This is a genomic window from Arthrobacter sp. FW306-05-C, assembly GCF_021801725.1.
Classification (GTDB): Bacteria; Actinomycetota; Actinomycetes; order Actinomycetales; family Micrococcaceae; genus Arthrobacter.
The window spans coordinates 1,600,596-1,622,496 of sequence record NZ_CP084556.1 but is presented as its reverse complement, the minus strand read 5'-3'; the positions used below and the strand labels follow the sequence as shown (position 1 = coordinate 1,622,496).

The following is a 21,901-nucleotide window of genomic DNA, read 5'->3' as shown; positions in this document are numbered from 1 at the left end:
TTAGGCACGCTTTCTGGAATTCTTTGGTTGGCTCTTGTCCCGCGCTGGCCGGATCCGGAACTTCAGCATCCGCTTGGGCCGAATGGCCGGGGCCATCTGTTCCCGGGCCAGCGAGAGGACCACCCCCACGGCACACAGCGACATCAGCAGGGCCGAGCCGCCGTACGAAATAAACGGCAGCGGCACGCCGATGACGGGCATCAGGCCGGTGACTACAGACATGTTCACCGTGGCCTGGCCCAGCAGCCACACCATGATGGTGCCCGCCAGGACCCGGTGGAACATGTCCTCCTGTGCCACCACCACGCGGTAGATCGCAGCGCCGAGGATCGCGAAAAGAACCAGGACGACGACGGTCCCCACCAGGCCGAGTTCCTCGCCGATGATGGCGAAAATGAAGTCGTTGTGGGCTTCGGGGATCCAGCTGTACTTTTGCCGGCTCTGTCCAAGGCCAACCCCCAGCCAGCCCCCTGAGGCAAGGCCGTACATGCCGTTGGTGGCCTGGTAGTTGGCGTCGATGCCGTCGGCGCAGGATTGGCCGGTCCACCAGGAGGTGATGCGGCACATGCGGTTGGAACTGGTCACGGCCATGACGGCGGTGCCGGCAGCGGCGACAAGGCCTGCAATGCCGAAGAGGTAGAGGGGGACGCCTGCGAAGAACAGCGCGGCCGCCATGATCATCATGATGATCATGGCCGTGCCCAGGTCGTTGCCCACCAGGATCAGCACGACGATGATGGCCGCCATGGGGACGGCGGGGACCAGCACGTGCTGCCAGCGGCTGAGAAGCCTGCCCTTCCTGGCCAGCACCGTGGCCAACCATAGGGCGAGGGCCAGTTTGGCGGCTTCGGACGGCTGGAACGTGATGCCGCCCAGGTCAACCCAGTTCCGGTTGCCGTTGATCTCCGTGCCCACCACCTGCACCAGGGCAAGGAGCGCCACGGCGAACCCGACGGCGGGCCAGGCCAGCCGCTTCAGCCAGGTGACGTTGATGCGCGAGAGCACGAACATGGTAAATATGCCGATGGCAGCGAAGACACCCTGCTTCAGCGCGTCCCCGTAGGGCGACTTTCCGGCGGCGATGGATTCAACGCTGGAGGCGGAGAGGACCATCATGATCCCGATGGCCGTCAACGCGAGCGTGGCGCCAAGGATCAGGTAGTACGTGGAGCCGTTCCGGGACTTGCCGGTTCCCTCCAGCAGGGCCCAGAACCGCCGGTACGCGGTGCGCAGTTTCGCGCCTGCCGCTGCCGGCTGCCGGGAGGCGGCAGCCGTTGAGCCGGGGCGCGTCCTGCCGGCCTGGGGCCGGGTGGGCGTACTGGCCATCGTTACTCCTCGCCGGTCTGGGCCTGCCCTTCCACCAGCTCGCGGACAGCGTCGATGAAAGTACCACCACGGTGAGCGTAGGAAGAGAACTGATCCATGGAAGCAGCTGCCGGAGCCATCAGCACGGTATCGCCCGATTCGGCGATCCGTGCTGCTGACGCAACGGCCCAGGACATCACCCGTTCTCCCTTGCCGGGGGAACCGCCGGACGTGCCATCGGGCGCCGAAGCAGTCTGCACCCCTTCAGTCTCACCTGCCTCCGGTTCAATCACCGGGACATCGGGCGCGTGTCGCTGGAGGGCTTCCCGGAGGTGGGCGGTGTCCGTACCGATCAGTACCACTGCCTTGAGCCGTGGGGCGTGGTCCCGGACCAGCTCGTCGTAGCTCACGCCTTTGGACAGGCCACCGGCGATCCAGACAACGTTGCTGAAGGCCGACAGGGATGCGGAGGCCGCGTGGGGGTTGGTGGCCTTGGAGTCATTGACCCAGAGCACGCCGTTCATGCGGGCGACCGGCTGGATGCGGTGGTCGCCCGGAACGTAATCGAGGATGCCCTGGCGGACTGCCTTGGCGTCCACGCCGTACGCGCGGACCAGGCCGGCTGCGGCAAGGGCGTTGGCCACCATGTGGCGCGGGGCCAGCGGTCCAAGGTCTGCCATCGAGGCCAGTTCAGCCGCGCTGTTCCTGCGCTCCTCGATGAAGGCGCGGTCCACCAGCAGCCCTTCCACCACGCCAAGCATGCTGATGGCCGGCGTGACAGTGGTGAAGCCCACGGCACGGCAGCCCTCCACGACGTCGGCGTTTTCCACCATGCGCTCGGTTTCGATCTGCTCGGCGTTGTAGATGCAGGCCTTCTGGGTCCGCTCGTACACCTTGGCTTTGTCAGCGAGGTATGAATCATAGGAACCGTGCCAGTCGACGTGGTCTTCGGCCACGTTCAGGCAGACGCTCGCCACGGGCGACACGGATTCGGCCCAGTGGAGCTGGAAGCTCGAGAGTTCGACGGCGAAGACGTCGTACTCGACGGGATCGCGGAGGGCATCCAGGATGGGGGTGCCCACATTGCCGACGGCGATGGCTTTGAGGCCGGCGGCCCGCAGCATGGATTCGGTAAGTCCCACCGTGGTGGTCTTGCCGTTGGTTCCGGTGATTGCCAGCCAGTCCGCCGTCTTCCGGCCTTCCCTTACCCGCACCCGCCAGGCAAGTTCGACGTCGCCCCACACCGGAATGTGTGCCCGTGCCGCTGCTGCGAGCAGCGCCTGGTCCGGGCGCCATCCGGGCGAGGTCACGATCAGTTCCGGAAGCTCGCCGTCGATGCGGGGAATGTGCGTGACCGCGTCGGGACCGAGCAGCACGTCGGCGGCACCCACAATCTTCAAAGTGTCCGCGTGGGCGTGGGCCGTCTCGCTGGTGGCGGCGTCGACTACCACGACGCGTGCACCGAGTTCGATGAGGGTGTCCGCAGCGGCGAAACCCGACACCCCGATGCCCGTGACGACAACACGCAGGCCGGCCCAGTCGGAGTCCCAGGAGACGAGGTTTGCCAGGCGTGGGGAAACGGTCACAGCAGTACAACCCATTCAGCGTAGAAAATGCCCAATCCGACGGCAACGAAGAGTCCGCCCAGGATCCAGAACCGGACCACGACGGTCACTTCGGCCCACCCCTTCAGTTCGAAGTGGTGCTGCAGCGGCGCCATCTTGAACACGCGCTTGCCGCCTGTTGCCTTGAAGTAGCCCACCTGGATGATGACGGACAGGGTGATCAGCACGAAGAGACCGCCCACGATGCCCAGCAGGAGTTCGGTGCGGGACAGGATGGCGAAGCCCGCCACCGCGCCGCCGATGGCCAGCGAACCTGTGTCGCCCATGAAGATCTTTGCCGGCGATGTGTTCCACCAGAGGAACCCCACCAGCGCGGCGCTGAGGATGGCGGCCAGGAGCGCCAGGTCCAGGGGGTCCCTGACCAAGTAGCAGCCGCTGCCGGCCTCCCTGGGGGAACCGCAGGCCTGGTTGCTCTGCCATATGCCCATGAGCGTGTAAGCGCCGAAAACCATGATTGATGCGCCGGCCGCCAGGCCGTCGAGGCCGTCAGTAAGGTTCACGCCGTTCGTGGCCGCGGTGACGATCAGGTTCGACCAAATGACGAAGAGGATGGCGCCAAGGACGGTGCCGCCGAAGGCGAGGTCGAGCCAGGGCAGGTCCCGGACCAGGGAGATCTTCGTGGACGCGGGCGTCAGTCCGGCGCTATTGGGGAAGTTCAGCGCAAGGATGGCGAAGATGATGCCTACGGCGGCCTGGAGGATGAGCTTGGCCTTGGCATTGAGGCCAAGGCTGCGCTGCCGGGAGATCTTGATGAAGTCGTCCAGGAAGCCCACCAGGCCCATGCCCACCATGAGGAACAGCAGGATCAGGGCCGACGCTGATGGTCCCGGTGAGTCTGGGTTCATCATCAGCATGATGAGGTGGGTGAGACCGTAGCTCAGCAGTACGGAGGCCACCACCACGGTTCCGCCCATGGTGGGGGTGCCGCGCTTGGTGTGGTGCGATGTGGGGCCGTCGTCACGGATGAACTGGCCATAGCCGCGGTGCACCAGGAGGCGGATGAAAAGCGGGGTGCCCACCAGGGAGCACAGCAGGGCCAGGCCTGCGCCGATCAACAGAGCAATCACAGCAGAGTGCTCCTTTCGTCGGCAGGGGTGGAGGTTGGGGGTAATGCTATCCGATCGCCCAAATGACGAAGTCCCACGCTGTTGGAGGACTTGAACAACACCAGGTCGCCGGGCTGGAGTTCGGCGTCCAGGACTTCGTAGGCCTCATCCACCGTTTCGGCGAAGAGGCATTCGTCCCCCCACGACCCTTCCTGCACGGCTGAAACGTAGAGTGCCCGGGCCTCGCGGCCCACCACCAGCAGTCTGGAGATGTTGAGGCGCACCACTTGGGTTCCGACGGCGGTGTGCTCGCGGATGGAGTCGTCGCCCAGTTCCAGCATGGCCCCCAGGACGGCCCAGGTGCGGCGGCCGCGGCCAAGGTCGGCAAGGGTTCGAAGGGCCGCCCGCATGGACTCGGGGTTGGCGTTGTATGCATCGTTGATGACGGTCACGCCGTCCTGCCGCTCGGTGCGTTCCATGCGCCAACGGCTGGCGGCGGCCTGGTTGCTCAGCGAATCCGCGATGTGGTCTCCCGGCACTCCGGCACCCCATGCGGCTGCAGCGGCTGCGAGCAGGTTTCCCACGTGGTGCGCGCCGATGAGCCGGCTGCTTACGTGCCGGGGAGCAGCGCCATCCGGCAGCTGGAGGTCGAATTCGGGGCCGCCCCCGGCGTTGGTATCCACGTTGAGCGCCTGGACCTGTGCATCCGCGCGTCCGTCTGCGGAAAAGCCGAGGACGGCAGCGGAGGTACGGCTGCGCATGGCTGCCACGCGCTCGTCGTCGAGGTTGATGATCGCGGTGCCCGCGGCGGTCAGGCCTTCGACCATCTCGCCCTTGGCCAGCGCAATGTTCTCCACTCCCCCGAACTCGCCGGCGTGCGCGGTACCTACAGCCAGGACCACCCCGATGTCCGGCTTGACCATCTCTGCGAGGTAGCGGATGTGGCCGATCCCGGTGGCCCCCATCTCGATAACGAGGTAGCGGGTGTCTGTGCCGGCCCGGAAAACCGTGAGCGGGACGCCCACCTCGCCGTTGTAGGAGCCTTGCGGTGCCACCGTGTTGCCTTGCGTGGCCAGGATTCCGGCCAGGAGGTCCTTGGTGGTGGTCTTGCCCGCGGAACCGGTGATTCCAATCACCGTCAGCTGCTCTCCTGCTGCCGCACGTGCGGCACGGATCCGGCGGACGGCTTCGGCGGCAAGTGCGCCCATGGCCAGGACGGCGTCGTCCACCACGATCGAAGGGTACGCCTTGCCGTCCGGTGCGGACACCGGGCGCTCGACGAGTGCCAGTACGGCGCCCGCGCCAAAGGCGGCGTCGATGAAGTCATGGCCGTCGGCATATTCGCCCGGCTTCGCGACGTAAAGCGAACCCGGTGTGGCTTCGCGTGAATCCGTCACCACCGAGAGGGGCGTTAGTCCGGGATCGGCGTCCAGGCGCCCGCTGGTGATTTCGGCGATTTCCGCCGCAGTAAATGCAATCATCTCGGTCTAGGACTCTATCCGGTCGTCATGGAGAACGTTGAATCCCCTGGCTGTCAAGGCGCTGCGCAGTTCCACCCTGTCGTCCAGGGCAAGGTTGACGCCCTTCACTTCCTGCCAGACTTCGTGCCCGCGGCCCGCCACCAGGATGGTGTCCTGTGGGCGGGCAAGGGACACGGCGTGGCGGATGGCTTCGTCGCGGGGGAAGACCTCCAACAGCTCTGCCCCCGATGACCCGCTGGCCAGGGCTTCACGTGCCCCGGCCATCACGTCGGCGCGGATCGCAGCCGCGTCCTCGTCGTGGGGGTCGTCGTCGGTGATGATTACGGTGTCGGCAAGCCGGGCCGCAATGGCACCCATCGCGGGTCGCTTGCCCTGGTCACGTTGTCCGGTGGCACCGAACACCACGATCAGCCGGGAGTCCGGTTGGGGCGCGCGGACGGCTTCCAGGGCCCGGGCCAGGGCGTCGGTGTTGTGGGCGAAGTCCACCACGGCGGCGGGCTGCTCGGCGATCAGCTGCATCCGTCCGGGCACGGCCACGGTGAAGGGGTCGGCGGCGTCCAGGGCGGCCTGCAGATCGGCCAGGTCCACACCGGACGCAAGGACCATCAGCGCAGCCAGGGCCGCGTTGGCAACGTTGAAGCTGCCGGGCAGTCCGGTGTGGATCTGCAGGGTGGCGCCTGAGGGACCCGCAAGCGTGAAGTCGGTACCAAGCCCCCGCGGCGCCGTTGCTGCAACTGTCCAATCCGCCTGGGTGCTGCCGCCCGTGCTGAGCGTGGTGACCGGCACCTGGGTGCTGCCGGCCAGCCGGCGTCCCCACTCGTCGTCGACCGTCACTACCGCCCGGCGGGTGCGCCCGGGCGTGAAGAGTTCCGCCTTGGTGGCAAAGTACTCCTCCATGGTGTTGTGCAGGTCCAAGTGGTCCTGGGTGAGGTTGGTGAAACCCGCGACGTCAAAGAGCAGGCCGTCCACGCGCTGGTAGGAGATGGCGTGGGAGGACACTTCCATGGCGGCAGCGTCGAGCCCGCGTTCGCGCATGAGCGCCAGCAGCCCGTGGACCTCAGGCGATTCGGGCGTGGTCAGGAGGCTGGGGATCGGTTCCCCGCCGGCCAGGATTTCGATGGTTCCGATCAGGCCGGTCTTCTGCCGGAGCGCACGCAGCAGGGAGGTGATGAAGTAGGTGGTGGTGGTCTTCCCGTTGGTTCCTGTCACACCGAACAGCCGCAGTGGCCGGCCGTCAGCGGGCTGGCTGCGGTAGATCATCGCGGAGAGCGGTCCCACCTCGTTGCGGGGATTCCCGACGACGAGCACCGGGACGGGCGTGTCCGCGGACAGGGCGAGCAGCCGCGCACCGGCGTCGTCTGTCAGCACGGCCACTGCCCCAGCACCGATGGCGTCGGAGGCGAAGTCGGCGCCGTGCCTGCTGGCTCCGGGCAGCGCCACGTACAGGTCGCCGGGCTCAACGGTGCGCGAGTTCAGCGATATCCCCGTGATCTCCACGTCAGCGGCGGGTTCGGGCACAGTTACGCCAAGGGACTTCCCGACGGCGGCCAGCGGGACGGCAGCTACGGCTGCGGGCCGGAAGCGGCCTGGACTTTCATCCCGGGCTTCGTCTCGTGCAGCGTCGCTGCCGGGCGTGGTGAACTCTGACAAGGGGATCTCCGATGGTGCTAGTGCGTGCCCGGCATGGTTCGCCCCGGGCACTTTGATGCGCTGGATGCTGCTGGTACTTCCGGCCCCGCGCGGCCGCTATTTGGCGTACTGGGGCATCCTGGCCGGCGTACCGGTTGAAGGCTGGACGTTGTAGGTCCGCAGCGCCTGGCTCATGACGGACCGGAACACCGGCCCGTTGGTGATGCCGTAGATGCTGCCCTTCGGCCGCTGGAGCACCACCTCCACAATAAACCGCGGATCATCCATCGGCGCCATTCCCACGATGGAGGCCGTGTAGCCGCAGTAGCCCGACTTGCCGTCGTCGCACGGTGACTCCGACGTGCCGGTCTTGGCTCCCACCCGGTAGCCGTCGATTCCGGCGTCCTTGATTTCGCCCTCGGTGACGGCGCTTTCCAGGATGTCCTGGACCTGCTGGGCCGTGCTGTCGGAGACAACCTGCCGTGACGGCTGGGCCGGCACCTTCTCCTCCGTGCCGTCAGGCGAGATGTAGGAATCGATCAGCCGTGGCTGCAGCATGACGCCGTTGTTGGCGATGCTCTGGTAGGCACGGACCGTCTGGAGCGTGGACTGGGAAACTCCCTGCCCGAACAATACGGTGTACTGCTGGCGTCCATCCCACTGGTCCGGTGGCGTGAGGATGCCGGCGGCGGTGGCCGGCAGGCCGATATCCGGCGCCTCGCCGATGCCGAACTTCTTCAGCCAGTCATAGCGCTGTTCCTTGCTAAGCCGCTGGCCGGCCATGACGGTTCCGGTGTTCATGGAGTACCCGATGATGCCCGCCAGCGTCCGTTCCTCGGTTCCGTGGGTGAAAGCGTCGCTGAACGTCTGGCCGTCAACCGTGTAGGTGGGCGGGATGGTGAAGGTGTCGAGCGGTTTCGCAAGTCCCTCGTCGATCACAGCTGCTGCCGTCATCATCTTCTCCACGGAACCGGGCTCATAGGCTGCGGTCACGGAGCGGACGCCGCGGTCCTTGGCTGCCACCAGTCCCGGGTTGTTGGGGTCCGGGGAGTTCGTGTCGGCCAGGGCCAGGAGGTTTCCAGTTTTGGCATCCATCACGATGATGACGCCCCACTCGGCGCTGAGCTTGTCCGCCTGGCTTTGAACGGCCTGCTGCGCAAAGTACTGAAGATCGGAGTTCAGCGTGAGCTTGACGTCCTTGCCGTTCTGCGGCGGAGTCAGCTCGTCCAGGCCCACCGGGATGCGCAATCCATCGGCGCCGATCTCGAACAGGCGCTTGCCGTCCTTGCCCTTGAGTTGGTCGTCCTGGGTCTGCTCGATCCCGGCCAGCCCGGTAGTGCCGTCCTGGAGGAAACCCACCACTCCCCCGGCCACAGCGCCGTTCGGGTAGACGCGCTTGCTGACGCCCTCGGCAACGATGCCGGGCACCTGGAGTTTAGAGATGCGGTCCTCGACGTCGGGCTTCACGTCCTTGGCCACGATGTGATACGGCTGCTGGCCGGTGACCGCGTCCCGGACGGCGTTGGTGTCCATGCCGAGGGCGGCGGCAAGCTCGGAAATCGCCTGGTCGCGGCTGACGTCCACCAGTTTTTCGTGGCCGTCGGCCTGGTCCAGCCGCTTGTAGGACTCCGTCTTGGTGTTGACCCGCTGGTCCACCACGATGTTGTAGCGGATCACGCTGTTGGCCAGTACGGTGCCGCGGGAATCAAGGATGCTGCCGCGCTCTGCCGGCAGGATGGCGGAGGTCATCCGGCTGTTCAACGCCGCTTCGGCCATGCCCCCGACGTCGAGCCCCTGGACCAGGAAGAGCTTCCCGCCCACCACCAGCAGGAGCGTGAGCATGACGCCCAGTCCCAGGCGTAAGCGTTTCGTGGCGTTGGGTGCCTTGCTTTGTCCTGCCTTGCCGGTCTTCTCCGCCACCGTGATATTCCTTGCTGCTCGACGCTGCTGCCTGTCCTGCCTTTTGGCCTACTGCCCGGGGACCTTCTGCTGGGGCGCCGGAACGGAGCCGCCGTGAAGCGCGGGTGCCGGAGCCGCTGCAGCCGCCTGGGCAGCAGCGGGGCGCTGGGGAACAGTGGCCTGTGCCGGGTTCGCGGCGGGGGCCGGGCCGGCGGCGGGAGCGGGAGAAGCCTTCCCGGCGTCCGCCGTCGTGGCCTTATCCGCTGCTGCACCCTTGGGAGCCGGCGGGACAATGAGCTGCCCGGCTACGGCCGGTGCCGGGATGACCGCTCCACCCGCTGCACCCTTCACTGCCGGGGTGGCTTTTCCTGTGACTGACAGGGTGGACAGATCGATCTGGCCTTTCACCGTGGACGCCACCATGCCAAGCTCAGTGGCTTTGGCCGCCAGGTTCTGCGGGGCCTCGAAGTTCTGTACCTGCTGGGTCAGGTCCTGGTTGGTCTTGGTCAATGAGCTCTGCTTGGCGCGCAACTCCACCAACTGGTACTGCGCGGTGGAAACCGAGATGTTCAGGACCAGTACCGCAACCAGGGCGACGGCGAGCATGGCAAAGCAGAGCACGACAAAGGGGGCCCGGCGCTTCCGGGGCGCGGTGCGGACGACGGAAAGCGGCGTACGCCCCTTCCGGCCTACGCCCGGTTCACCCGCAGGCCTGGCATCGGCCGCCGAACTGCCGGAAACGATGGGAAAGTTCTTGACGGCGGCGGTGCTCATGCAGCTCTCCTGGCTCTGATTCGTTCTGCCGCGCGAAGCCTGGCGGAGGCAGCGCGCGGGTTTTCAGCAATTTCGACGGCGGTGGGCACCTCAGTGCCTTTGGTCAGGGTCTTGAGTTCAGGCTTGTGCTCTTCCAGCTCCACGGGGAAGCCGAGGGGAGCAGAAGACTTCGAGCGGGCCTGGAGGACGCCTTTGACGATCTTGTCCTCGAGGGAGTGGTAGGACATGATCACGATGCGGCCGCCGAGAGCCAGGGAGTCGACGGCGGCGGGCACAGCCCGTTCCAAAACATCAAGTTCCTCGTTGACCTCGATCCGCAGGGCCTGGAAGGTCCGCTTGGCAGGGTGTCCGCCGGACTTCGCGGCGGAGGCAGGCACCACGGAACGGATCTGCTCGACGAGTTCGCCGGTGGTGGTGAACTCCTTCACCGCACGTGCTGCAACGATCCGGTTGGCGATCCGGCCGGCGAACTTTTCCTCGCCCCATTTGCGGATGATCCGGACCAAGTCTGCTTCGCTGTAGGTATTGACCACATCCGCTGCCGTTTGGCCGCGGCTGGTGTCCATCCGCATGTCCAGCGGGGCATCGAACGAGTAGGCGAAGCCGCGCTCCCGCTCGTCCAGCTGCAGTGAAGAGACACCAAGGTCCATCAGGATGCCGTGCACTTCGGCCACGCCGAGGTCTGCCAGCACGTCCTGGATTTCGTCGTAGACCGCGTGGACCAGGTCGGTCCTGGCAGCGAAGGGAGCCAGCCGCTCCCCCGCGAGGGCCAGTGCTTCCTCGTCACGGTCAATGCCGATGAGGTGGAGGTCGGGGAACCTCTGGAGCATGGCCTCGGAGTGGCCGCCCATCCCCAGGGTTGCGTCCACGGCGATGGGGGTTTCCCCGCGGAGCCTCGCCGCTTCGAAGCCCGGTGCCAACAAATTGATGCACCGGTCGCGGAGGACCGGCACATGGCGTTCGGACGTGGGCTTGGGTTGATCGGTCATGCCTGGTCCTTTCCCGCCGTCGTTGTCACCTGATGCTTCTGGGACCAGATCCCCATCCGCACCTACCGTTCCGCCCGCCTGGCTCCGGGGAAGGTGAGCCAGGTTGGCAGCCGATGGGCCGGCTGGAGATCTCATCCAAGAAGCCGCCTGCTGCCCCGCTCCGGATTCAGAGAATGCCCGGAATGGGATCGTCAGTTTCGGAAAAGGCTGTCTCCTTCTCCGCGAGGTATTCATTCCAAGCCTGGGCGTCCCAGATCTCGGCGCGGGTACCGGCGCCGATGACGGCAAGTTCCCTTCCGAGTCCTGCGTACTCCCGGAGCGCCGGTGGAATGGTCACGCGCCCCTGCTTGTCAGGTACCTCGTCAGAGGCTCCAGAGAGAAATACGCGGATGTAGTCACGTGCCTGCTTGGAGGAGATTGGCGCCTCCCGCATTTGCTCATGGACCCGTGCAAATTCCTTCTCACTGAAGACGTAGATGCAACGTTCCTGGCCCCTTGTGAGCACCAAGCCGCTGGCAAGCTCCTCGCGGAACTTGGCCGGGAGAATGATCCGCCCCTTTTCATCCAGACGTGGCGAGTGAGTGCCCAGAAACACTGGCCCACCGCCTGTCCGCTGTCAGGAACTGCACATCCCCTATGTTGCAACCACCCTCTTATGTCCTCCACATTACTCCACTTTCCACCACAGTCAACGCGAAACGGGGGCTGCGGCGCTCTAATTGTGGGAAGGAAGGCCCGAAATAGCGGGAATTTTGGGCGGTGGTGGAAAGTGGAGGGCTTTTGTCTTGGCGGGTCCCGGTGAATTCCCTCAAGCGGGCACTGACAGGCGGAATGCCCTGGACCGCGTTTCTTAAACGCGAAAAGACCCGCCGTAGCGGGTCTTCACGGGCGATCCCCTGTGGTCAGGGGAGCAAATTGGAGGGATTCGGCATCCGGGTCTCCAAGGGGTTTAGGGCTCCCCCCTGCGGCGCTCGTCCCAGCGTTCTTCCAGGCTGCTCATGAATGAACTCCGTTGCTTGCCTGGCTTTGCCCCGCCACCCTTGGCGGCTGCACCTCCACGGGAACTTCGCATGGTGGCGAAGTACACCCCACCGCCCATGACGACGAAGCCCAGGACCCCGACGAAGATGTTCTGGAGTGTGACACCGAGCAGCAACAGGAACACGCCGGCCAGTGCGCAGAGGACCCCAATAACAACATGCCTCGTGGACCATGAACGCCCGGGGTCCGAACCCAATGAGTTCGCGAACTTCGGGTCGTCCTCGTGAAGCTGCTTCTCAAGCTGCTCAAGCAGCTTCTGTTCGTGCTCCGACAGCGGCATCACGACCTCCTTTTGTAGGCCAACGTCCGGGCTGATCCCAGCCACTACTTCTACTCCGTTGGAACGCCTGCCATTGCTGGAAAGTTCCCGTTTTCCCAGTCGTGGCAAAACGGGAATTCAGCATGCGGTCGCGGGAGCGGGAGCATGTCCAAGAGGGTCCGGCAGTAAGTCCATTCACTCGAAAACTATGTATCTCTAAGGATAGATTGTTGACGCCTGATCTGAAAGACGGCAATGACTTCGGCAAATCCCTCAAGCAGGCCGTTGCGTGCCGTCCCCGACCCGGTTTTCCGGCTCCATTAAACGTGCCGGCAGCACGGACTTGCTGCCGAACCTGCGGGTCACCTCGTCAAGGGCCTGCTCGGCCGCCCTCCAGTTCTCGTCCCGGCGGTCGATGCTGAGCTGGAGCGAGGTACGCGCCGCCTCCTCGAGCTGCTCTGCCCGGACGCCCACGAGCCTTACGGCCATCGCCCTGGTTCCGAGCGACTCCAGGAGCTGCAGTGCCACTGCGTAGATCAGCTGGGCGCTGTCCACCGGAGTCTGCACCGTCCTGCTGCGGGTTACGGTGGAAAAATCCGCGAAGCGCAACTTCAGCGCCACGGTCCTGGCCACCATTCCGGAGCCCCGCAACCGCCCTGCCGTCCGGTGCGAGAGCCGCAGGAGTTCCCGGCGGAGGAGCGCGTCGTCGTCGGTATCCGTGGCGAAGGTTTCTTCGGCTCCAATGCTCTTTTCCAGCCGCACCGGGGTAACCGGGCGGGGATCGATGCCCCAGGCAAGCTGGTGCACATGCTCCCCCGTGGCCCCCAGGACCTTCTTAAGGGAGGAGACCGGGGTTGCGGCAACGTCCGCCACCGTCCTGATTCCCATTTTTGCCAGGACCTCCCCGGTTTTCGCCCCTACACCCCACAGGGCACCTACGGGAAGGCTGTGCAGATACGGCACGGTTTCATCCGGCCCGATGAGCAGCAGCCCGTCCGGCTTGCACCGGGTGGAGGCAATTTTCGCTACAAACTTGGTCTCGGCGATTCCCACGGAGGCGGTGATGCCCAGTTCGGCTGCGACCCGGCGGCGGATCAGCTCACCTATTCCCCTCGGCGGCCCCAGCCGGCGGAGCGCGCCGGTGACGTCCAGGAACGCCTCATCCACACTGAGGGGCTCCACGAGCCCGGTGATGGACTCAAAGATCCCCATCAGCTGCCCCGACACCTCGTAGTAGAGCTTGTGCCGCGGTTCAATGACCACCGCCTGCGGACACATGCGCATGGCCACGGCCATGGGCATCGCGGACTTGACGCCGAAGGCGCGGGCTTCGTACGAGCCGGAGAGGACAACTGACCGCTCTCCCGGGAAGCCCACGATCACGGGCTTGCCGCGAAGTTCGGGGCGCGTCCGGAGCTCCACGGAAACAAAGAAAGCATCCATGTCCACGTGCATGATGCATGTGCGCCGGCGCCCCTGGGGGCGCGCGGCCGATGGTCGGTTCGTACCTGCGGGCCCCACGGCTGCAATCCTATCGGCTTATGGGACTCTGCTGTTTGTCGGGAGCGCAGCGGAGGCTGGCTAAACTGGAGGCTGATTTTGCCAACAACACCAGGAGGAAAGTCTCTGTGACGGCTATTGGAAACTTCAAGCCAGCAGGCTTGGCCGCGCTTGCCGCTGCGGCGGTGCTGGCCCTGGCCGCCTGCAGCCAGACCCCCTCCGGACAGGCAGAGCCTTCCCAGTCCGCACCCCCTGCTGCCACCCAGTCCACCCTCACGGCTTCCCCCAGCCCGTCGGCGTCGCCCAATACTTCCGCGACTGTCGGCGCGGTGGTGGCCGGCTTTCCGCAGCAACTCCTCCCCTTGATGACCGGGGCAACAGTCGTGTCCAGCAGCTTCGACAAGGCCTCCACACCCTCCACCGCTGCCCTGGTCGGGACGGTCACGGCCCCTACCGCTTCGGTCCTTGACTTCTATACGAAGGCCTTGGAAGGCCAGGGTTTCAAGGCCGTTCCCGGCGACAAGGTGGGCGGGGTGGCTTCCAAGGATTTCGTCCGCGGTGACAACGAGACCGTCAACCTCTCGGTGGTCGAAGCCGCGGGCGTTTCCACGTTCACCATCGGCGCCAACGTGGCAGCTGAGTCAGCCAAGTGACGGCAGCGGAGCAGCTACGGAATGAACAAGCCGACTTCGTGGCAGGCGTGGCAGGCGAGCTCACGGGATTCCTGACCGCGCGGCAGTCAGTAATGTCCGGCATCTCCCCGGACATCGAACCAATCATGGGTTCCATCTCCAACCTCGTCACCGGCGGCAAGCGCCTCCGCGCCCTGATGTGCTACTGGGGCTGGCGCGGCGCAGGGGGCGAGGCCGGGGCCAGCCAGGTTGTCACAGCCGGCGCTGCGCTTGAGCTGTTCCAGGCCGCCGCACTGATCCATGACGACATCATCGACCGCTCGGACACCCGCCGCGGCGGTCCCAGCGTCCACCGGCGCTTCAGCGAGTTGCACACGTCCCAGGGCTGGGCACTGGACAGCGAACGGTTCGGCCAGGCGGCCGCCATCCTTGCGGGCGATCTTTGCCTGTCCTTCAGCGAGGAGGCGTTTACCGACATCGGTGAACGGGCCGCCTCCGGAAGCAGGGCGAGGCTGATTTTCAACCTGATGCGAGCAGAGGTCATGGCCGGCCAGTACCTGGACATCCTGGAGGAAGTGGCGGGACCTGTCCGGGACCGGGCGGGAGCGGTCGGCAGGGCGCAGTCCATCATCCGGTTCAAGAGCGCCAAATACTCCACCGAGCACCCACTGGCCCTGGGCGGAGCCCTGGCCGGAGCGTCGAATGAACTGCTCCGCGGCTATTCGGCTTTCGCACTTCCGCTCGGCGAGGCCTTCCAACTCCGCGATGACGTCCTTGGCGTGTTTGGGGATCCGCTCACCACCGGCAAGCCGGCCGGCGATGATTTGCGCGAAGGAAAACGTACTGTCCTGGTGGCCCTCGCACTGGATCAGGCGACCCCGGAAGAGTCCGCATTCATTGATGCGAGCCTGGGCAGCCCCGACCTGTCGGACGCTGACATCCTGGAAATCCGGCGCATCATCGAGGATTCCAGAGCGTTGCAGGCCACCGAAGTCCTTATTAGTGAGTTCGGCGCTGCAGCATTCGAGGCACTTGATGGGCTTCCGTTGGAGGAGTTGCCCAAAATTGCGCTTCGGAAGCTGGCTGAAGCTGCTGTCAGCCGAGCCTCCTGAAGCTGCGGTTTACCAGGCCAGGGTCTGGGCCCTGCGCCTGATTTCGGTCTTGCGGCCTTCCCGCAGCGCGTCAATGGGGCGGCCCCGCAATGACTCGTCGGCCGTAAACAGCCAGACAATAAGGTCCTCATCCGAGTAGCCGGCGTCGGCCAGCACCACAATGGTGCCCTTAAGGCTGTCCACTACCTGGCCATCCTGGATGAATTCGGCGGGAACAGACCGGATCTTCCGTTCCCCCACCCGTAGTGCCACCAGGGCACGCTCATCAATGAGGCTATGGACCTTAGTGATGGAAACATCCAATAAACGGGCGACGTCGGGCAGTGGCAACCACTCGCCCACCAGGTTTTCTACATTACTCACGGATCAAGGTTGCCATGCAGCCCGGCCCGGCGCCTAGTCGAGGCAATTCATTCCGCTCCTGGCCTGCGGACACTCCCGAAATGAAGGCATTGCACAGAATCAGGAATTTCTTGTGCTAATCGCAAATTCATGAGAGATTCACACTCATCACAGTTGTAACAGGAATAACTTAAGTCACAGTAGTATCAAGATTGACAGCGGCATCCCCGTCCGCGTCCGCACCCGCAGTTGAGAAGAGGATTCTTTCCGATGACGATGTCCCGCTCGCCCAAGCAGCCCCCCAAGCCGAGTCTGCCGATGATTGCCGCCACCACCGCGGCACTGCCAGCGGTCGTCCTGTCATCCCTTGCCCTGGCCCAGCCGGCTGCAGCGCAGCAGCCCGCGCGGAGCATTCCCAGCAGCCTGGCAGCGGCAATGAAGGCCCAGGCCGAGGCGAAGGCCGCGGGCACCGTGATCCCCGCTTCTGTTGTCTCCACCACCATTCCGGCAGCTTTCCAGCCGGCCCGGCCGGCAGCCCCAGCCGAGTACACGATTGTCCGCGGCGACACAGTCAGCGGTATCGCCGGCCGTTTCGGCCTGGACACGGGTGAGATCCTCAAGCTGAACAACCTGCAGGCCAACACCATCATTTACCCCGGCCAGAAGCTCAAGCTGTCCGGCTCACCCGCTCCCGCCGCACCCGCGCCTGCAGCCGCCGCTGCCCCTGCAGCTCCGGCACCCGGCGCCGGGGCAACCTACACAGTGAAATCCGGCGACACCCTGGGCGCCATCGCTGCCAGGCACAACGTGTCGCTGTCGGATGTCTTCACCTGGAACAACCTGTCCATGCGTTCCATCATCTATCCGGGACAGAAGATCAAGGTGGGCGGCGGCTCGGCGCCGGCAGCTCCCGCGCCGGCGGCACCAGCACCTGCACCCGCCCTGGCCAACACATCGGCACCCGCAACGGGGTCCTACACCATCAAAGCCGGTGACACACTCTCGGCCATCGCATCCCGCCACGGCGTAAAGCTGCCGGACCTGCTGTCTGCCAACAAGCTGGGCATGACCAGCATCATTTACCCGGGCAGCAAACTGGTCATCCCCGGCGGTTCCGGGCAGCCGGCCCAGCAGCCCGCGGCGCCGCAGCCGGCCGCGGCTCCCCTGGTGCCCAGCTCGTTCCTCGGATTCAGCTACCCGGCAGCTGTTGTCAGCTCGGCCAATGAGAACAAGGCCCTGCTGAATGCTTCACCCGTGCCCTCGCGGGAGGAAATGAAGAACATCGTTGCCGACACCGCACGGCGCATGGGTGTCGACACTTCCCTGGCCCTTGCCTTTGCCTTCCAGGAGTCCGGTTTCAACCAGCGCGCGGTGTCGCCGGCGAACGCAATCGGCACCATGCAGGTCATTCCCAGCTCCGGACAGTGGGCGTCGGACCTGGTGGGACGGAAGCTGAACCTGCTGGACCCGTACGACAATGCAGCAGCCGGCGTGGCCATCATTCGGCAACTGCTGGCCACCAGCAAGGACCAGGACAGCGCGATCGCGGGTTACTACCAGGGCCAGTACTCGGTGAGCAAGTACGGCATGTACGACGACACCAAGGCGTATGTTGCCGCGATCAAGGCCCACCAGAAGAACTTCAGGTAAGCCACTGACGATTGCAGTAATGCGGGTCCGAACCGTTACCGGTTCGGACCCGCTTTCGTTGCGGACGCGTTTTGCTGCGGGATTAGGATCATAAGGTGCAGGAAGACGTGTCGGACCCCGTTGTAGGGACGCTGGTAGACAACCGCTACGCAGTCACCTCCAGGCTTGCCCGCGGCGGCATGTCCACGGTCTATCTGGCCGTGGACCAGAGGCTGGACCGCGAAGTGGCATTGAAAGTGCTGCACCCCCACCTTGCTGCTGACGAAAACTTCCTGGGCAGGCTGGGCAGGGAAGCAAAGGCCGCTGCCCGGCTGTCGCATCCCCACGTGGTGGGCGTGCTGGACCAGGGCAACGACGGCACCACGGCCTACCTTGTCATGGAATACATCAGGGGCCATACGCTCCGGGATGTCATCCGGGACAGGGGCGCCCTGCCGCCCAGGCTTGCGTTGGCACTTATTGATCCCGTCGTGGAGGGACTGGGTGCTGCGCACGCAGCGGGTTTTATCCACCGCGACGTGAAGCCCGAAAATGTCCTGATTGCCGATGACGGCAGGATCAAGATCGGTGACTTTGGCCTGGCCCGAGCCGTCACCAGCTCAACCAGCACCGGAGCGCTGATCGGCACGGTTGCCTACATTTCACCGGAACTGGTTTTGGGCAAGCCGGCGGACGCACGCAGCGATGTCTATTCCGTGGGGATCATGCTGTATGAAATGCTGACGGGCCGGCAGCCGTTCGAGGGCGAGGTGCCCATCCAGGTGGCCTACCAGCACGTCAACGGGACGGTGGGTCCGCCGTCGGACCAGGTACCCGGACTGGCGGGCGAGGTGGACGAACTGGTGCAGTGGTGCACCGCCAATGATCCCGAGAACCGGCCGGTGGACGGCAACGCGTTGCTTCAGGAACTGCGGCACATCCGGACCCACCTCACGGATGCGGAACTTGACTTGCTGCCGCCCGCAGCCGGTGGTCCCGCGTCCCAGCACCACACCGAGGTCCTGGCACGCGCCAGCAATCCGACAACCGTGCTGCCGCCTTCGCGGCCCGCTGCGCCGCCTTACCCGCCCGCTCACTTCGCGCCGGCCCAGGACAAGGTATCCAACGCCCAGGCTCCAACCGCCCAGGTGGCCTACCACCAGCGGCCCGGACTGGCACTGCCCGACGACGACGATTCCGACAGCGGCTGGTCTCCCCCGCCGCCCCGGCTGGGAAAGCGCGCCCAGCGCCGTGCCGACAAGGAAGACGAAAAGCTCCGGGCCGTGGCCGCTGCCACCCCGGTGCGCACCCTGCGGCAGGGCAATCCCCGGCGCCGCGGCGTCCTCTGGGTCCTGGTCCTGATCATCGCCGCCCTCCTGGCCACTGGTGCCGGATGGTTTTTCGGCATGGGTCCCGGCGCTGCCGCCGCCGTACCTGCAGTAGCTAACAAAACGGTGGCCCAGGCCCAGCAGGTGCTGAGCGGGGTGGGTTTCCGTTCCACCACGAGCGATGTGTTCGACGACGAGGTGCCCACCGGGCTCGTGGTGGGCAGTGAGCCGGCTGCGGGGACCGAGATCCGGAAGTTCCAGCCCGTCTCCCTGCTGGTCTCGAAGGGTCCACAGCTGTTTCCCCTGCCGAACATCACCGGCGGCACGCTGGACGAAGCAAAGAGTTCCCTGAACGCGGCGCAGATGGCGCTGGGGACTGTGTCCGAGAAGTTCGACGAGGATGCGGCGGCCGGGATCGTCCTGTCGCAGGACCCTGCAGCCGGCAGCCCCGCACGCCACGGCACGCCCGTGGCCATTGCGGTTTCCAAGGGCCCTCAGCCGATTGCAGTTCCATCCGTCATCGGAAAGTCCGAGGATGACGCCGTGGCGGCCATCGAGGCCGCAGGCCTTACTGCCCGGGTGGCCCCGGATGAAATTTTCGACCGGAACGTCCCGGAGGGGGATGTGGCCAGCCAGTCCCCGGCCAACGGGACGCTGACCAGGGGCGGAACGGTCACCTTGACCATCTCCAAGGGCCCCAAAATGGTGAATGTTCCCAGTTTCATTGGCAGACAGGTAGAGGATGCCCGTAAGCAACTGAAGGAGTTGGGCTTCGACGTCAAAGTGAACAACATCCTTGGTGGCTTTTTCGGCACGGTCCGGGACCAGAGCCCGGTGAACAAGGAAGTTCCGGAGGGCTCAACCGTGACCCTGACCGTGGTCTAAAGAGCGTTGGGCACACAAAAGGCGCGGCCGGAAGAGTTCCGGCCGCGCCTTTCAGCGCGGTATTCGAATGCTCTTGCTACTAGTGCTTGGCGAGGGCGCCGGCCACGAGGAAGGCCATTTCGAGTGACTGCATGTGGTTCAGCCGCGGATCGCAGACAGACTCGTAACGGTCCAGGAACGCATCCTGGTCGATCGGGTCCGCGCCGCCCAGGCATTCCGCCACATCGTCGCCGGTCATCTCCACGTGGAGGCCACCAGGCACCGTGCCCAGGCCGTGGTGCACCTCGAAGAACCCGCGCACCTCGTCGATGACGTCGTCGAAATTGCGTGTCTTGTAGCCGTTGGGCGAGGTGACAGTGTTTCCGTGCATGGGGTCGGTGACCCACAGGACCTGCGCGCCGGAGGCAGTGACCTTCTCGACGACGGCCGGCAGCTTTTCGCGGATGTTGCCGGCGCCCATGCGGGTGATGAACGTGAGGCGGCCGGGCTCGCGGTCCGGGTCCAGCTTGTCGATCAGGCGCAGGGCGTCATCACCTGTGGTGGACGGGCCGAGCTTGACGCCGATGGGGTTGCGCACGCGCGACAGGAAGTCGACGTGGGCGTGGTCCAGTTCGCGGGTGCGCTCCCCGATCCACAGGAAGTGCGCGGAGGTGTCGTAGGGGAATCCGGTGCGGGAGTCGATGCGGGTCAGGGCCCGTTCGTAATCCAGCAGCAGGGCCTCGTGGCTTGCGAAGAACTCGACGCGCTTGAGGGCCTCGAAGTCGGCGCCGCAGGAGGCCATGAACTTGATGGCACGGTCGATATCCCTGGCCAGCGATTCGTAGCGGGCGTGCGCGGGGTTCTCGGTGAACCCCTTGTTCCACTGGTGTACGGAGCGAAGGTCGGCAAAGCCACCCTGGGTGAAGGCCCGGATGAGGTTCAGCGTGGATGCGGAGGTGTGGTAGGCACGCAGCATCCGGGAGGCGTCGTGGCCGCGGGACTCGGGGGTGAACTCGTACCCGTTGACGATGTCACCGCGGTAGGCGGGCAGGGTTACGCCGTCTCGGGTTTCGTCATTGGAGGAACGGGGCTTGGCGAATTGGCCTGCCATCCGCCCCATTTTGATGACGGGCATAGCCGCACCGTAGGTGAGGACCACGGCCATCTGGAGGATGGTCTTGACACGGGCGCTGATCTTGTCCGCCGTAGCGGCCTCGAAGGTTTCCGCGCAGTCGCCGCCCTGCAGCAGGAACGCCTTGCCCTGGGCAGCAGCGGCCAGCCGCTCCCGAAGCACGTCCACTTCGCCTGCGAATACCAGCGGCGGAAGGACGGACAACTCCTTCACGGACGCATCAAAAACTTCCCGGTCCTGCCAGCTTGGCTGCTGCGAGATGGGAAGGTCCCGCCAGTGGTCCAGTCCGGGATAGTTGGCTGCTCCGCTCTGGGCGGTGCTGGACAGCGAAAATGCGGGTTTTGCAGATAGCTCAGTCACCCTCCAAGACTACCGGCAGGGCGGCGCCGGAGGGCACCGGGCCGTCACGCTGCCGGCTCCCCCCGTCACAACCGGGCTGTGCCCCTGGAAGGTTCCGTTACCCGGCGGCTGTTGTGCCGGCGTCGTCCTCCACGCCATGAGGCCCGGCGGCCGGACTGCCGGCGGCGTTGTCCTGCACGAATTCTCCCTCGGCTGCCACTGGGGCTGCCAAGGGCTCAGCTGCCGCCCGGGGCTCCACAGGCTTGCCGGCGAGCCGAAGCTTCACCACGGCCGCGTATTCGTCCACGTACTCCTGCCCCGAGAGCCGCAGCAGGCTGGACATGATCTCATCGGTGACCTTGCGCTGGACCGTCCTGTCCTCGGCCTGCTCCCGGTACTGGCTGAAGTCCAGGGGTTCGCCGAAGATCATGCCGATCCTGCGGATATTGGGCAGCCGTTTGCCTATGGGCTGGACCTTGTCGGTGCCGATCATGGCAACGGGAATGACGGGGACTCCCGCCTGCAGCGCAAGCCTGGCCACGCCCACCTTGCCGCGGTACAGCCGCCCGTCGGGACTCCGCGTGCCCTCGGGGTAGATACCCAGCAGTCCGCCTGCGCTGAGCACTTCCATTCCCGCGTTCAAGGACGCCGCGGAAGCCGCGCCGCCGGACCTGTCCATGGGCAGCTGATTGGTGAGGCGGAAGAACGCCGCCGTCAGCCTGCCCTTGATTCCCGTCCCCGTGAAGTACTCAGACTTTGCAAGGAAGACCACCGGGCGGCGCACCATGAGCGGCATGAAAATCGAATCGGAGAATGACAGGTGGTTTGAGGCGATGATGGCGGCTCCCTGCGCCGGGATGTTGTCCAGGCCTTTAACCCAGGGCCGAAAAAGCAGCTTGATCACCGGACCGAGGAAGATCCTTTTCATGACCCAATAGAACACGTGGTGAACCTCTCCGGAAGGCAGCTTCCAGT

General features: G+C 65.4%; 18 protein-coding genes. 4 read left to right on the top strand and 14 right to left on the bottom strand.

The features are described 5' to 3' along the window. From ftsW to dinB, 11 genes are all read right to left on the bottom strand, one after another. Positions 1 to 1,326 carry a putative lipid II flippase FtsW gene (gene ftsW, locus LFT44_RS07475; protein ID WP_236802022.1) on the bottom strand — a complete coding sequence of 442 codons (1,326 nt, stop codon included), beginning with the start codon at positions 1,324 to 1,326 and terminating at the stop codon, positions 1 to 3. 2 nt (positions 1,327 to 1,328) lie between these two features. Beyond that, positions 1,329 to 2,906, bottom strand: coding sequence for a UDP-N-acetylmuramoyl-L-alanine--D-glutamate ligase (gene murD / locus LFT44_RS07470; protein ID WP_236802021.1), 1,578 nt, complete (start codon positions 2,904 to 2,906; stop codon positions 1,329 to 1,331). Continuing rightward, a complete protein-coding gene (mraY, locus tag LFT44_RS07465) occupies positions 2,888 to 3,997 on the bottom strand; it encodes a phospho-N-acetylmuramoyl-pentapeptide-transferase (RefSeq protein WP_236802020.1) in 1,110 nt (369 codons plus the stop codon). The genes murD and mraY overlap by 19 nt, the downstream gene beginning before the upstream one ends. Continuing rightward, a complete protein-coding gene (locus LFT44_RS07460) occupies positions 3,994 to 5,457 on the bottom strand; it encodes a UDP-N-acetylmuramoyl-tripeptide--D-alanyl-D-alanine ligase (RefSeq protein WP_236802019.1) in 1,464 nt (487 codons plus the stop codon). The genes mraY and LFT44_RS07460 overlap by 4 nt, the downstream gene beginning before the upstream one ends. A gap of 6 nt (positions 5,458 to 5,463) precedes the next feature. Beyond that, the gene (locus LFT44_RS07455; protein WP_236802018.1) at positions 5,464 to 7,107 is read right to left on the bottom strand and encodes a UDP-N-acetylmuramoyl-L-alanyl-D-glutamate--2,6-diaminopimelate ligase; all 1,644 of its coding nucleotides are present in this window, start codon (positions 7,105 to 7,107) and stop codon (positions 5,464 to 5,466) included. 96 nt (positions 7,108 to 7,203) lie between these two features. Beyond that, positions 7,204 to 9,006, bottom strand: a complete 1,803-nt coding sequence (locus tag LFT44_RS07450) for a peptidoglycan D,D-transpeptidase FtsI family protein (RefSeq protein ID WP_236802017.1) — start codon at positions 9,004 to 9,006, stop codon at positions 7,204 to 7,206. A 48-nt stretch (positions 9,007 to 9,054) separates the two neighbouring features. Further along, positions 9,055 to 9,759, bottom strand: a complete 705-nt coding sequence (locus LFT44_RS07445) for a hypothetical protein (protein WP_236802016.1) — start codon at positions 9,757 to 9,759, stop codon at positions 9,055 to 9,057. After that, positions 9,756 to 10,748 carry a 16S rRNA (cytosine(1402)-N(4))-methyltransferase RsmH gene (rsmH, locus tag LFT44_RS07440; RefSeq protein ID WP_142134347.1) on the bottom strand — a complete coding sequence of 331 codons (993 nt, stop codon included), beginning with the start codon at positions 10,746 to 10,748 and terminating at the stop codon, positions 9,756 to 9,758. The genes LFT44_RS07445 and rsmH overlap by 4 nt, the downstream gene beginning before the upstream one ends. A gap of 166 nt (positions 10,749 to 10,914) precedes the next feature. Then, positions 10,915 to 11,343 carry a division/cell wall cluster transcriptional repressor MraZ gene (mraZ, locus tag LFT44_RS07435; protein WP_018763545.1) on the bottom strand — a complete coding sequence of 143 codons (429 nt, stop codon included), beginning with the start codon at positions 11,341 to 11,343 and terminating at the stop codon, positions 10,915 to 10,917. A gap of 354 nt (positions 11,344 to 11,697) precedes the next feature. After that, the gene (locus LFT44_RS07430) at positions 11,698 to 12,069 is read right to left on the bottom strand and encodes a DUF3040 domain-containing protein (RefSeq protein ID WP_236802015.1); all 372 of its coding nucleotides are present in this window, start codon (positions 12,067 to 12,069) and stop codon (positions 11,698 to 11,700) included. A gap of 252 nt (positions 12,070 to 12,321) precedes the next feature. Further along, entirely contained in the window at positions 12,322 to 13,503 is a 1,182-nt protein-coding gene (dinB, locus tag LFT44_RS07425; protein WP_236802014.1) for a DNA polymerase IV, read from the bottom strand. 173 nt (positions 13,504 to 13,676) lie between these two features. Here dinB and LFT44_RS07420 point away from each other — a divergent pair, with 173 nt between their 5' ends. Together LFT44_RS07420 and LFT44_RS07415 are read left to right on the top strand one after the other, a co-directional pair. Then, the gene (locus LFT44_RS07420) at positions 13,677 to 14,201 is read left to right on the top strand and encodes a hypothetical protein (protein WP_236802013.1); all 525 of its coding nucleotides are present in this window, start codon (positions 13,677 to 13,679) and stop codon (positions 14,199 to 14,201) included. Next, positions 14,198 to 15,292 (top strand): polyprenyl synthetase family protein, encoded by a 1,095-nt coding sequence (locus LFT44_RS07415; RefSeq protein WP_236802012.1) that lies wholly within the window; start codon positions 14,198 to 14,200, stop codon positions 15,290 to 15,292. Before LFT44_RS07420 ends, LFT44_RS07415 begins: the two co-directional genes overlap by 4 nt. Positions 15,293 to 15,301: 9 nt before the next feature. Here LFT44_RS07415 and LFT44_RS07410 read toward each other — a convergent pair whose 3' ends face one another. Then, positions 15,302 to 15,655 (bottom strand): Rv2175c family DNA-binding protein, encoded by a 354-nt coding sequence (locus LFT44_RS07410; protein WP_236802011.1) that lies wholly within the window; start codon positions 15,653 to 15,655, stop codon positions 15,302 to 15,304. A gap of 249 nt (positions 15,656 to 15,904) precedes the next feature. On the opposite strand from LFT44_RS07410, the gene LFT44_RS07405 reads away from it, so the two are divergent. Together LFT44_RS07405 and pknB are read left to right on the top strand one after the other, a co-directional pair. Further along, positions 15,905 to 17,284: a lytic transglycosylase domain-containing protein gene (locus LFT44_RS07405; RefSeq protein WP_236802010.1), complete on the top strand. Its 1,380-nt coding sequence runs from the start codon at positions 15,905 to 15,907 to the stop codon at positions 17,282 to 17,284. 95 nt (positions 17,285 to 17,379) lie between these two features. Further along, on the top strand, positions 17,380 to 19,476 hold the full coding sequence (pknB, locus tag LFT44_RS07400; RefSeq protein WP_236802009.1) for a Stk1 family PASTA domain-containing Ser/Thr kinase: 2,097 nt from the start codon (positions 17,380 to 17,382) through the stop codon (positions 19,474 to 19,476). 79 nt (positions 19,477 to 19,555) lie between these two features. On the opposite strand, the gene LFT44_RS07395 is transcribed toward pknB, so the two are convergent. Together LFT44_RS07395 and LFT44_RS07390 are read right to left on the bottom strand one after the other, a co-directional pair. After that, positions 19,556 to 20,947, bottom strand: coding sequence for a class II 3-deoxy-7-phosphoheptulonate synthase (locus LFT44_RS07395; protein ID WP_236802008.1), 1,392 nt, complete (start codon positions 20,945 to 20,947; stop codon positions 19,556 to 19,558). 97 nt (positions 20,948 to 21,044) lie between these two features. Then, positions 21,045 to 21,869 carry a lysophospholipid acyltransferase family protein gene (locus tag LFT44_RS07390; RefSeq protein ID WP_236802007.1) on the bottom strand — a complete coding sequence of 275 codons (825 nt, stop codon included), beginning with the start codon at positions 21,867 to 21,869 and terminating at the stop codon, positions 21,045 to 21,047. Between the last annotated feature and the right edge of the window lie 32 nt (positions 21,870 to 21,901).